Genomic DNA, 12,539 nt, shown 5'->3' on the forward strand with positions numbered 1-12,539 from the left:
CCCCTCTCTGGTTGAACTCAGCTCACGGTGACGTCCGGCACCCCTGAGGTGACGCCGTCGTCCTGCATCTGTTCGGCGATCTTCATCGCCTCTTCGATGAGGGTCTCCACGATCTTCGACTCGGGGACGGTCTTGACGACCTCGCCCTTGACGAAGATCTGCCCCTTGCCGTTGCCGGACGCGACGCCCAGATCCGCCTCACGGGCCTCCCCCGGCCCGTTCACGACGCACCCCATGACGGCGACACGCAGCGGCACTTCCATGCCGTCCAGGCCCGCGGTGACCTCTTCGGCCAGCTTGTAGACGTCGACCTGGGCCCGCCCGCAGGACGGGCAGGAGACGATCTCCAGGCGGCGTTGGCGCAGGTTCAGCGACTCCAGGATCTGGATGCCGACCTTGATCTCCTCCACCGGCGGAGCCGAGAGCGAGACGCGGATGGTGTCGCCGATGCCCTCGGAGAGCAGCGCGCCGAACGCGACCGCCGACTTGATCGTGCCCTGGAAGGCGGGGCCGGCCTCGGTCACGCCGAGGTGCAGCGGATAGTCGCAGGCCGCGGCCAACTGCCGGTAGGCGTTGACCATGACCACCGGGTCGTTGTGCTTGACCGAGATCTTGATGTCCCGGAAGCCGTGCTCCTCGAAGAGCGACGCCTCCCACAGGGCCGACTCGACCAGCGCCTCCGGGGTCGCCTTGCCGTACTTCTTGAGGAGACGCACATCCAGGGAACCCGCGTTCACACCGATCCGGATCGGCGTGCCCGCGGCCGACGCGGCTCGGGCGATCTCGCGCACCTTGTCGTCGAACTGCTTGATGTTGCCCGGATTCACCCGCACCGCCGCGCAACCGGCATCGATCGCCGCGAACACGTACTTCGGCTGGAAGTGAATGTCCGCGATCACCGGGATCTGCGACTTGCGTGCGATCGTCGCGAGGGCATCCGCGTCGTCCTGCGTCGGACACGCCACCCGCACGATCTGGCAGCCGGAAGCGGTGAGTTCGGCGATCTGCTGCAGCGTCGCACCGATGTCGGACGTACGCGTCGTCGTCATCGACTGCACCGACACCGGCGCGCCACCCCCCACGGCCACCGGACCGACCTCGATGCGCCGCGAGAGGCGGCGCTCCGCGACCGGCCGGACCGGCAGCTCAGGAAGGCCCAGTGCGACAGGCGTTCCAGGGGTCATGACGTCACCCCGCGCGGTTTGCGGAGACCGTCTCGCGGGCGGCACGGATGGACTCCTTGAGGGAGCCCATGGTGGCCAGGACGGCGGTCGGCTCGTAGCCGCAGTGCGCCATGCAGTTGGCGCACCGCGGGTCCTTGCCGCGGCCGTACTTGCTCCAGTCGGTCTCCTCGATGAGCTCCTTGTACGTCGGGACGTACCCGTCGCTCATCAGGTAGCAGGGGCGCTGCCAGCCGAAGAGCGAGTAGTTGGGGATCGCCCACGCGGTGCACGGGAAGTCCGCCTTGCCCTCCAGGAAGTCGAGGAACAGCGGCGAGTGGTTCAGGCGCCAGCGCCGCCTGTTGCCGCCCGCGAACGCCTTCCTGAAGAGTTCGCGGGTCTGCTCGACGCCCAGGAAGTGCTCCTGATCCGGCGCCTTCTCGTAGGCGTACGCGGGCGACAGCATCATCTCGTCGACCTGCAGCTCGTCGTTGAGGTAGTTGAGTACCTCGATGATGTTCTGCGGTGTGTCGTTGCTGAAGAAGGTGGAGTTGGTGGTGACCCGGAAGCCGCGCCTCTTGGCTTCCTTGATGGCCTCCACGGCCTCGTCGAACACACCCTCCTTCGCGACGGATTCGTCGTGCCGCTCCCGCATTCCGTCGATGTGCACGGCGAACGCGAAGTACGGGGAAGGCGTGAACTTCTCCAGCTTCTTGCGCAGCAGCATGGCGTTGGTGCAGAGGAAGACGTACTTCTTCTTCGCCACCAACTGGCGGACGATCTCGTCGATGTGAGGGTGCATCAGGGGTTCGCCACCGGCGATGGACACCATCGGCGCACCGGATTCGAGGACGGCGCCCACGGCCTGGGCCACCGGCATGCGTTGTTTGAGCACTCCGGCCGGGTGCTGGATCTTTCCGCATCCCTCGCACGCGAGGTTGCACGCGAAGAGCGGCTCCAACTCGACGATCAGCGGAAACTTCTCACGCTTGCGGAGCTTCTGTTCAAAGAGATACGTCGCGACCTTGATGGTCTGGCGCAGCGGCATGGCCATCTGGCTCACCTCCGAGGGAGCAAAGAAGAACGGTGCCATTCGAAAAATGCGGGAAGCACAGCACGAAGAACACGGAAGGCCGATATTCCACCGCGTACCGTGCCGATGCGGACGAGTTCGTGCTCCGGGGCGTCCACGACCACCCGGACGGCGGCAACAGGGCGGTCTCCCGCCCGCAGCGCGCTGTGCAGGGTCGCGGCGGACTCCATGTCCACCGCGATCGCTCCCGTGGCGAGCAGGCCGGCACGTTCGTGTCCACGGACGACGTGGTCGGATCCGGTGAGCGGGCCGGTGTGCACGGTGCGGCCGGGAACAGCCCGCTCCAGCTCCTTGACCAGCAGATCGGTGCCGACGCAGGGCGTGTGGCCGTGTGCGCCGCGGGTCTGGTCGGCGACGATCAGGTCGCCGGGGTGCATACCGGGGGCGAGCCCGGCGCAGAAACCGGTGGCCACGACGGCGGCGTGGCGCAGCGGTTCCTTGCCGAGGGCGCCGGTGACGGCGCGCTCGGCGTTCTTGGGGCCCATGCCCGTACGGAGCACGGTGACCCGCCCGTACGCGCCCCCGCGGTCGCCCGTGCGCAGGGCGAGGCGCTCGATGCCGAGCGCGCAAGCGATCAGCAGCGGTGCGGGGCTCGGCGCGGACGGGGTCCTCTCCATCAACCCCCCTTGGCGGAGAGGCCGGCGAACGGCTCCCCGTTGACGTACCGGCCGAGGGCGGTGAGCGGGAACACCTGCCGGTAGAGGTGGTAGTTGATGGAGAAGTCCCAGGGGAAGCCGGTGCCGGTGAAGTACGGCTCGTCCCAGGAGCCGTCAGCCCGCTGTGTCTCGGCGAGCCAGGAGACGCCACGCTCCACGGCCTTGGAGTCCCGCTCCCCGGCGGCGAGCAGCGCGAGCAGCGCCCAGGCGGTCTGCGAGGCGGTGGAGACGCCGTGGCCCCGCCACTCCTCGTAGCGGTAGGAGCGCAGGTCCTCGCCCCAGCCTCCGTCGTCGTTCTGCACCGACTCCACCCACGTGACGGCGCGGCGCAGCGCGGGGTGCGAGCCCGGCAGGCCCGCCGCGGCGAGCGCGGGCACCACGGACCCTGTCCCGTATACGTAGTTGACGCCCCACCGGCCGAGCCAGGAGCCGTCCGGTTCCTGTTCGGCGAGCAGCCACTCGATGCCGCGCCGGGTGCGCGGGTCGTGTGCCTTGCCCTCGATGGCGAGCATCTCGACGACGTGCCCGGTGACGTCGGCCGACGGCGGGTCGATGACCTCCCCGAAGTCACAGAACGGCAGCCGGTTGGGGAAGGGGCTCGTGTTGTCGGCGTCGAAGGCGGCCCAGGCGTTGTTCTTGGACTGCATGCCCAGGGTCCACCGCACCCCGCGGCTGATCGCGTTCTCCATGCGCGCGCGGTCCGGGTGGTCGACGCGGCGCAGGGCCAGGATGACCTCGGCGGTGTCGTCGATGTCGGGGTAGTTGTCGTTGTGGAACTCGAACGCCCACCCGCCGGGGGCCAGTTGGGGCCTGCGGACGGCCCAGTCGCCGGGCCGCGCGATCTCCTCGGCGAGCATCCAGTCCGCGGCCTTGACGAGCTGCGGATGGTCGGCGGGCACGCCCGCGTCGGCGAGGGCGATGGTCGCCAGGCAGGTGTCCCAGACCGGCGACTGACACGCCTCGATCATCCGGGCGCCGTCCTCACGCCACACCGCGAACCGGTCGAGGGACGCAAGTCCCGCCTTGAGGACCGGGTGTTCCAGGTCGTAGCCGAGCAGATGCAGCGCGATCACGGAGTAGACGGCGGGCGGCTGGATGCCGCCCCAGCAGCCGTCGTTCTCCTGGCGTTCGATGATCCAGCGGGCGGCACTGTTCATCGCGGCCTTGCGCACCTTGCGCGGGGCGACCTTGTGGTAGAGGTGCAGCGCCTTGTCGAGGCGCTGGAAGATGCCGTCCCAACTCCCCAGGGGAGCAAGGGGCTTGTCCGGATTCGGGACACGCACGTCGCTGTGCAGCTCGTCCAGCGGGAAGGGCGCGGGACGGACGGGACGCTTGGCGGAGACGACGGTGAGCGGCACGATCGTCTGCCGGGCCCAGCACCCGAAGTCGTAGATGTTGAGGGGCAGCCACTTGGGGAAGTAGAGGAGCTCCGGCGGGAGTTCGGGCAGGTCGTCCCATTTCCACCAGCCGAAAAGGGCGAGCCAGATGCGGGTGAAGACACGGCTCTCGGCGATGCCGCCCTGGTCGCGGATCCAGGCGGAGGCCTTCGCCATGTGCGGGTCGTCAGGGGCGTCGCCCGCAAGGCGCAGCGCGACGTACGCCTCGATGGTGGTGGAGAGTTCGCCGGGACCGCCGAAGAAGGTGGCCCAGGTGCCGTCCTCGCGCTGCTCCCCGCGGATGAAGAGCGCGGCGGCGCGGGTGGTCCTCTCGTCCCGGATCCCCAGGAACTGACGGAGCAGCAGATCCTCGGCGTCCATCGTCACGTTGGTCTCGAGGTCGCCCTTCCACCAGCCCTGGGCGTCCTGCTGCCCGAGCAGGAACTCGGTGGAGCGTCGTATGGCACGCGCGGCGGCGTCGCGTGGCGGCCCTGCCGTCGCGACGGCCTGGTCAAGTGGCTGGCTGGCCGAGGTTGCGCGGGGCGTCACCGCTCCGGTGCTTCCGTCGGTCGTCGCTGTCATGGCTTCCCCTTCGTGCAGTCGTCTTCTCTGCTGTGGGTCCGCCGTCGGCCGACGCGCTGGGCGCCGGCCGGCGACTGCGAGTCCTATATCTGCTCGATAGTGATCATCTCTTCCGTACGACGACGAAGTCGGCGAGCGCGACGAGCTGCGCCCGTACCCGGACCGGCATCTGGACGGTGTCCAGGGCCTCGATGGCGATGGTGTGCTGGCGCCGGGCCTCCTCGGCGGTCCACTCGCGCCCGCCCGCCTGCTCGATCAGGGCGGCACGCGCGGCGAACTCCTCCTCGGAGAAGCTGTCGAAGTCGTTGCTCTTGGCGTCGGCCGCGAGCAGCTCGCCGAGCTGCTCGGACGCGGGACCGCCCGCGGCGAGAGCGGCCACGACCGGCAGGGACTTCTTGCGCTGACGAAGGTCGCTCCAGGTCTGCTTGCCGGTGGACTCCGGGTCGCCCCAGATGCCGAGCAGATCGTCCACGGCCTGGAAGGCGAGGCCGAGGTGGTAGCCGTACTTCTCCAGGACGTCGGCGGTGTGGTCGTCGGCGCCGCCGAGGACCGCGCCGATGGAGACCGCGCAGGCGAGCAGGGCGCCGGTCTTGTTGCCCTCCATCTCCAGGCACTCCTCGACGGTGACCCGCTCGCGGTGCTCGTAGGAGATGTCCTGCGCCTGGCCGTCGATCAGGGCACGGGTCGCGGTGGTCAGGCGGCGCGTGGCGCGGCCCGCCTCGACGGTGCCGATCTCCAGGAGGATCTCGTTGGCGAGCGCGAAGAGGGCGTCGCCGACGAGGATGGCCTGGGCCGGGCCGTGCACCTTCCACACCGTGTCGCGGTGCCTGCGCTGCTCGTCGCCGTCCATCAGGTCGTCGTGCAGCAGCGAGAAGTTGTGCACCAGTTCGACGGCGACAGCTCCGGGTACACCGACTTCCGGTGCGGCGCCCGCCGCCTCCGCGGAGAGCAGGGCGAGCGCGGGGCGGACGGCCTTGCCGCCGTCGCCGTCCGACGGGTTGCCCTCGGCGTCGATCCAGCCGAAGTGGTAGGCGGCGACGGTGTCCATGGGCGGTGCGAGGCGGTCCACGGCGGACCGCAGCACCGGGGTTGCCAGCGTCCTTCCGCGCTCGAGCAGTGAGGTCACGTCCACCGTGTCGGCAGCCGATTCGGCCGAGGGCACAGTCGGCACAGTCTCTCCTCTTGTTCCGGTGCTGGGTTCCTGGGGACCTGACCCTAGAAGGGCTGGCTTCACGCGGCCTCCTCGACGTCGAAGAGGTGATCGCGTGGGCGGTCGAGAGCGGAGAGAGCGGCCCCGGCGGCACTGATGCCGCTGCGCACGGCGCTCTCCATGGTCGCGGGCCACCCCGTGGCGGTCCACGCCCCGGCCAGATACAGGCCGGGAGCCTTGGTGCGCGCACCGGGCCGCAGCCGGCCCACACCGGGAGTCGGCGCGAAGGTCGCCGTGCGCTCCCGGGTCACGAAGAAGTCCCGTACCTCCGCGCCGTGCGCGGCGGGCAGCAGCCGCTCCAGCTCCGGCAGATAGCGCTCGCGCAGCGCGGCGACGGGTGCGTCGATCTCGTCCTGGGCGGCGGACTGGGACAGCGCGACGTACTGGCCCTCGGTGAGCCCGGAGGCGTCGGTCCGGTCGAAGACCCACTGCACGGGCGAGCCGATGGCCGCGAAGAACGGCCGCTTGAGCACCTTGCGGTCGTACACGACGTGGATGTTGAGGATCGGCGCGGTGTCGATGTCGAGCAGCCGGTCGGGCTCGTCGAGGGCGCCGTCCGGGAGCAGATCGTGGGCCTCGTGCTGCGGCACCGCGAGCACGACGGTCTCCGCCGCGATCATCTCGCCGGGAACTTCGACCTGCCAACCTCCGTTATCCGTACGGGAGATGGAGGTGACTCGTGTCCTCAGTTCGGTTCGCACGCCCGCGGAGTCGAGCGCCTTGCGGGCGAGCGTGTCATGGAGATCACCGAGGGGCACATGTGCCCAGCCGATGTCGGCGGCGCCCGGCTGCGAGAGCAGCCCGGTCTTGAAGACCATCGCCGCGAGCCCCAGCGAGGAGTCCCCCGCGACGGCGTTCAGCGTGGCCACGCCGACCAGGTCCCACAGCGCCTCGATGGCGCGCGCCGACTGGCCGTGCTCGGCGAGCCAGCTGCCGAAGTCCTTGCCGTCCAGCTTGGGGTCGGTTGGGTCGAGTCCCTTGAGGGCGAGCGCGGCGCGCCCCACGTTGGCGCGCTCCGCGAGCGACAGATGCGGGTACGTGGCGAGGCTCGCCGCCAGGTGCAGCGGCACGGGCAGCGCGGTGCGGCGCAGACGTCCGAGCCGGTTCCGGTCGGCGTCGAGTACGGGCACGTCGAGACGTTCCTGCAGGGGCGCGAGGTCCGCGCCGTCGACGCGGTCGAGGAACCAGCGGTAGGCGGTGCAGCAGCGCAGGTAGACGTGCTGGCCGTTGTCGACGGTCAGGTCGCCGCGCTTGAAGGAGAAGGCGAGCCCGCCGAGGCGCGGCCGTCCTTCGAGCAGCGTCACACGCAGGCCCGCGTCGGCGAGGGACAGCGCCGCGGTGATGCCGGCGAGACCGCCGCCGACCACCACGGCGGCCCCGCGGCCCACGTTGCCGTCGGCCTCCGTGGCCGACCGCGTGTCGTCGTCGCTCATGCGCTTTCTCCCTCGGCGGTTGCAGTCTGGGACGCCAGGGCCCGGCGGAGGGTTGCCCGCCGGTTGCAGGGGGATGCCCTACGTTCGCCGCATTCGCCGCGGATGCCCATCAAGTACGCCTCCTGACGGTCTGTCGGGAGATGGTGCGCGCATCGAGACCGGAGAGACCGCGCACGGCGACGTACGCCTTTTCGCGGCCGGGCAGCGAGACGCGGCCGCGCAGGACCGCCTCGGGCTCCCGCTCGATACGGTCGAGGAGGCGCCGGTAGATGCCCGCCATGGCGGCGACGCAGGCCCCGCTGCGCCGGTCGAGCATGGGAAGGAGCCGATACCCCTCGGCGAACAGCGCCCGCGCCCTGCGCACCTCGAAGTGCACGAGCCCGGCGAAGTCGGAACCGGCGGGCGGCTCGGAACCCGAGAACCCGGCGGAGCAGCCGAACTTGGCGAGGTCGTCGGCGGGCAGATACGTACGGCCGCCCTCCGCGTCCTCGCGTACGTCACGCAGGATGTTGGTCAATTGGAGCGCGAGGCCGAGCGTGTCGGCATACTCCGGCGCGCGCTCGGCATTGAGCGCCCCCCGCTCGGTGCCGAACACGCCCAGCGAGAGCCGGCCGATGGCTCCCGCCACGCAGCGGCAGTAGACCTTGAGGTCCTCCCACGTCTCGTACGTCTCACCGCGGACGTCCATCAGGACGCCGTCGATCAGTTCGTCGAGCCCGCCGAGCGGGATGGGGAAGTGGTTCGCGGCGTGCGCGAGCGCCACCGCCACGGGGTCGGTGTCGTCCTCGTCCACGTTCCCCGCGCGGATCCGGGCGAGGAGGGCCCGGGTCTCGTCGAGGCGCTCGGCCTTGACGTCAGGGGCGAGCGCGCCGTCGCCGATGTCGTCCACGCGCCGCGAGAGGGCGTAGAGCGCCGACATGGCGCGGCGCTTGGGCATCGGCAGCAGCCTGATGCCGTACGCGAAATTGCGTGCCTGCTGTCCTGTGACGGCCTCGCAGTAGCTGTATGCGGCGAGTACCGGCGCGGACACGTTCGGGCCTGACTCCACGGTCCGGCTCACCCCTCTCCTCGCAGAACCGCCCCCACCTCGCGCAGCAATCGCGCTTTGGTGGGTTTCGGCGGTCCAGGAAGTACGTCGTATCCGGCGGCGGCGATCGCGGAGACCGCCGCCCTCCCCCCAGCCACGAAACCTGCAAGCAGCACCTTCAGCCTGCCGTGGACGCTACCCACCAGGGGGGTGCCTTCATTCAGGAGGCAGCGGGCGCGTTCTGCTTCATATGCAACCAGTGCGCGCACCGATGCGCCTGCTGTCGGCGCGGCGAGATCCCGCTCCTGGACATGGAATCGCCTCATGTCCTCGGCAGGCAGGTAGATGCGGCCTTGTCCCAGGTCCTCGGCCACGTCCTGCAGATGCTCGACGATCTGGAGGCCGGTGCACACCGCGTCCGAGCGGCGAATCCGCTCCGGCGTCGTGGTGCCGGTGATGCCGAGCACGAGCCGCCCCACGGGATTCGCGGACAGCTCGCAGTAGGCGAGGAGGTCGTCGAACGTCTCGTAGCGAGTGACGAGCTGGTCCTGGCGGTTGGCCTCGATCAGGCCGAGGAAGGGTTCGGGGGTGAGGTGACAGCGCCGCACGGTGGGCTGGAGGGCGCGCATCAGCGGATGCCGGGGCCGGCCGGACGCCGAGTCGAAGACCCGGTGCAGGTCGGCCTCGAAGGCGTCCAGGAGGGCGAGCCGGTCGTCGGCGGCCCCGGGGTCCACACCGAGGTGGCGGGCGTCGGCGCCGCCGGGGGCCAGGTCGCCGTCGCCGATGTCGTCGACGAGGCGGGCGTATCCGTACACGGCCATGAGGTCGTCGCGCCAGGCGCGGGGCAGGAAGAAGGGCGCCACCGGGAAGTTCTCGTCCGCGGCCTTCGCGAGGACGGCGGATGCGTCGCGCAGCTGGAGATCATCCGTAGCCATTGCCGTCACATCTCCCGTTCTACACTGCCGACCCAATACATCCTATTTCGGACACGCCGCCCGGCCCTCCGCGAGGCGGACCGTGCCATGAGCCGGGGCGCCGCGCGATATCGCCCCACTTGCCGCGAATCAGCACCGGTACAGCTTACGTTGTACAACGCAGCCTGCATCGTCGGGGTGTTCCGCGCATCACAACAACACACCGATTGCCGTCAAGCTTCCCTGGACGCAAGGGACTTGAGGTAACCACCGGGGCAGTCGGGACTCAGGACGCGACAGGGCCCCGCCGGGTTGACTCCGGCGGGGCCCTGGTGCATTCGGGCGTACGGCTGGGGCTATTTGCCCGTGAACTTCTCGTATTCCTTTATGACCTCGTCGGTCGGCCCGTCCATGCGCAGCTCACCGCGTTCCAGCCACAGCACGCGGTCGCAGGTGTCGCGGATGGACTTGTTGTTGTGACTGACGAGGAAGACCGTGCCGGCCTCCTTGCGGAGCTCGCGGATGCGGGCCTCGGAGCGCTTCTGGAACTTGCGGTCGCCCGTCGCGAGGGCCTCGTCGATCATCAGTACGTCGTGGTCCTTGGCGGCCGCGATGGAGAACCGCAGGCGGGCCGCCATGCCCGACGAGTACGTACGCATCGGCAGGGTGATGAAGTCGCCCTTCTCGTTGATGCCCGAGAAGTCGACGATCTCCTGGTAGCGCTCCTTGATCTGCTCGCGTGTCATGCCCATCGCAAGCCCACCGAGTATGACGTTGCGCTCGCCCGTGAGGTCGTTCATCAGGGCCGCGTTCACGCCGAGCAGCGAGGGCTGGCCGTCGGTGTAGACCTTGCCCTTCTCGGCGGGCAGCAGGCCCGCGATGGCGCGGAGCAGGGTCGACTTGCCGGAGCCGTTCGAGCCGATCAGGCCGATGGCCTCGCCGCGGTAGGAGGTGAAGCTGACGCCGCGCACGGCGTGCACCTTGCGTACGCCACGCTCCTCGCCGCGCCTGAGGATGCGGCTCAGGGCGGAGGTGGCGCTGCCCTTGCCCGTCTTGGCGCCATTCACGCGGTAGACGATGTGCAGCTCGTCGGCGATGACGGTGGGGATGTGCGTCCTGTCGACCTTGTCGATCTTGTCGATCTTGTCGAGGGGGTTCTCGTCAGCCACGGCCGTAACGCTCCTCAGCCTTCCAGAAGTACACGAAGCCGCCGACCGCGATCAGCACGGCCCAGCCTGCCGCGACCGCCCAGACGTGCGGCGGCAGGTTCTCCGAGCCGTAGCCGTCGATCAGCGCGAAACGCATCAGGTCCATGTAGATGGCCGCCGGGTTCCACTGCAGGATGTCGGCGATCCACTCCGGCCTGCCCTTGAGCATGACCGGGATGGAGAACATCACGCCGGACGCGTACATCCACGTACGCATCACGAACGGCATCAGCTGCGCGAGGTCGGGGGTCTTGCTCCCCAGCCGCGCCATGATCATCGCGAGGCCGGTGTTGAACAGGAACTGCAGCGCCAGCACCGGGAAGATCAGCAGCCACGACAGCTTGGGGTAGCTGCCGAAGCCGATCATGATGATGAACAGCACGATCATCGAGAAGAGCAGCTGCTGGAGCTGCTGCAGCGAGAACGAGATCGGCAGCGAGGCCCGCGGGAAGTGCAGCGCGCGGACCAGGCCGAGGTTGCCCGCGATCGCCCGGACACCCGCCATCACCGAGGACTGCGTGAAGGTGAAGACGAAGACACCCGTGACCAGGAACGGGACATAGACCTCGCGGGGCATGCCGCGGTCGGCACCGAGGATGAGACCGAAGATCAAGAAGTAGACGAGCGCGTTCAGGAGCGGCGTCGCCACCTGCCACAGCTGGCCGAGCTTGGCCTGGCTGTACTGGGCGGTCAGCTTCGCCTGCGAGAAGGCGAGGATGAAGTGACGCCGTCCCCAGAGCTGGTTGACGTACTCGAAAAGTCCGGGCCGTGCGCCGCTGACGGTCAGACCGTACTTGGCGGCGAGATCGGCCCGGGAGAGCCCGTCATCGGGCGACGGAGTCGACGGGGATGCTGTCACCGCGACTCCGCCGTCATGCGTTGTCTCACTCACGAGTGGAAACTTTCGTCTTCAGATGCGCAGCCGGTCGGGCGTAGGCGTGGGCCAGGGACCGGGGTATGGCCCAGATGTTCTCAGACCCGAGCTTCTCAGATGACAGGAGGTCGGCCCAGTCGGGTCAGGCGCCACACCGTACGCCACCTCATCGGCTTACGAGGTCCGCAGGGCGTCGTCCAGCCCTCCTTGAAGCCGCCGAACCAGGCCTTGAGCGCGGGGCCCGAAGGCTTCCTGGCCAGGGTCAGGAGCATCCACACGCCGAGGTAGACCGGGACCAGGAGCGCGGGCAGATTGCGACGGGCCAGCCAGACACGGTTGCGCGCGACCATCCGGTGGTAGACCGCGTGCCGCGAGGGGGCGGTCGTCGGGTGGAGGAGCACCATGTCGGCGCGGTAGTCGATCATCCAGCCCGCGTTCAGGGCACGCCAGGCGAGGTCGGTCTCCTCGTGGGCGTAGAAGAACTCGTCGGGCAGCCCGCCGACCTCGGCGATGACCTGCGTACGGACGGCGTTGGCGCCGCCCAGGAAGGTCGTCACGCGCGAGGAGTGCATCGGGTCGGAGGCACGCAGGCGCGGCACATGGCGGCGCTGGGTCTCCCCCGTGTCCGGGTCGGCGATGCGGAAGCTGATGATGCCGAGCTTCGGGTCGGCGTCGAAGGCCTCGCGGCACAGCTGGGCCGTGTCCGTGTTGGCAAGGAGGCCGTCGTCGTCGAGGAAGAGGAGGACGTCGACGTCGGTGCCGCCGGGGCCGAAGGCCTCGATGCCGACGTTGCGGCCGCCCGGGATGCCGAGGTTCTCGGGCAGCTCGACGGTGCGCACGCCCTCGGGGACGTCGGGCACGGGGGCGCCGTTGCCGACGATCACCACCTCGACCGGGTCGCCGTCCTGCTTGGCGACCGAGTCGAGCAGGGCGCGCAGCTCCTGCGGCCGGTTGCCCATGGTGATGATGACCGCGCCGACCTTCAGGGGCCGGCTCCCTGCCGCCG

At 69.6% G+C, this 12,539-nt stretch carries 11 protein-coding genes; all 11 read right to left on the reverse strand.

Features of this window, described 5'->3' with window-relative positions:
* Positions 1-17 precede the first annotated feature (17 nt).
* The 11 genes from ispG to ACWGIH_RS00390 all read right to left on the reverse strand — a co-directional run bounded on the left by ispG (position 18) and on the right by ACWGIH_RS00390 (position 12,519).
* Complete coding sequence (gene ispG / locus ACWGIH_RS00340) at positions 18-1,184, reverse strand: flavodoxin-dependent (E)-4-hydroxy-3-methylbut-2-enyl-diphosphate synthase (protein ID WP_453447378.1); 1,167 nt, start codon at positions 1,182-1,184, stop codon at positions 18-20.
* Between the two features lie 4 nt (positions 1,185-1,188).
* Entirely contained in the window at positions 1,189-2,214 is a 1,026-nt protein-coding gene (hpnH, locus tag ACWGIH_RS00345) for an adenosyl-hopene transferase HpnH (RefSeq protein ID WP_453447377.1), read from the reverse strand.
* Positions 2,215-2,219: 5 nt separating this feature from the next.
* Positions 2,220-2,870 carry a phosphorylase family protein gene (locus ACWGIH_RS00350; RefSeq protein ID WP_453447376.1) on the reverse strand — a complete coding sequence of 217 codons (651 nt, stop codon included), beginning with the start codon at positions 2,868-2,870 and terminating at the stop codon, positions 2,220-2,222.
* A complete protein-coding gene (gene shc, locus ACWGIH_RS00355) occupies positions 2,870-4,867 on the reverse strand; it encodes a squalene--hopene cyclase (RefSeq protein WP_453447374.1) in 1,998 nt (665 codons plus the stop codon). Before shc ends, ACWGIH_RS00350 begins: the two co-directional genes overlap by 1 nt.
* A 103-nt stretch (positions 4,868-4,970) precedes the next feature.
* Positions 4,971-6,101, reverse strand: coding sequence for a polyprenyl synthetase family protein (locus ACWGIH_RS00360; RefSeq protein ID WP_453447373.1), 1,131 nt, complete (start codon positions 6,099-6,101; stop codon positions 4,971-4,973).
* Positions 6,098-7,510: a hydroxysqualene dehydroxylase HpnE gene (hpnE, locus tag ACWGIH_RS00365; protein ID WP_453447372.1), complete on the reverse strand. Its 1,413-nt coding sequence runs from the start codon at positions 7,508-7,510 to the stop codon at positions 6,098-6,100. The genes ACWGIH_RS00360 and hpnE overlap by 4 nt, the downstream gene beginning before the upstream one ends.
* 109 nt (positions 7,511-7,619) lie before the next feature.
* Complete coding sequence (hpnD, locus tag ACWGIH_RS00370; protein ID WP_451212863.1) at positions 7,620-8,570, reverse strand: presqualene diphosphate synthase HpnD; 951 nt, start codon at positions 8,568-8,570, stop codon at positions 7,620-7,622.
* Complete coding sequence (gene hpnC / locus ACWGIH_RS00375; protein ID WP_453447371.1) at positions 8,567-9,472, reverse strand: squalene synthase HpnC; 906 nt, start codon at positions 9,470-9,472, stop codon at positions 8,567-8,569. The genes hpnD and hpnC overlap by 4 nt, the downstream gene beginning before the upstream one ends.
* A gap of 335 nt (positions 9,473-9,807) precedes the next feature.
* Complete coding sequence (locus tag ACWGIH_RS00380) at positions 9,808-10,584, reverse strand: ABC transporter ATP-binding protein (protein WP_453447481.1); 777 nt, start codon at positions 10,582-10,584, stop codon at positions 9,808-9,810.
* Between the two features lie 28 nt (positions 10,585-10,612).
* Positions 10,613-11,551 carry an ABC transporter permease gene (locus tag ACWGIH_RS00385; RefSeq protein WP_453447370.1) on the reverse strand — a complete coding sequence of 313 codons (939 nt, stop codon included), beginning with the start codon at positions 11,549-11,551 and terminating at the stop codon, positions 10,613-10,615.
* Positions 11,552-11,646: 95 nt separating this feature from the next.
* The gene (locus ACWGIH_RS00390) at positions 11,647-12,519 is read right to left on the reverse strand and encodes a glycosyltransferase family 2 protein (protein WP_453447479.1); all 873 of its coding nucleotides are present in this window, start codon (positions 12,517-12,519) and stop codon (positions 11,647-11,649) included.
* Positions 12,520-12,539: the final 20 nt, after the last annotated feature.

The organism is Streptomyces sp. NPDC054872 (genome assembly GCF_053610705.1).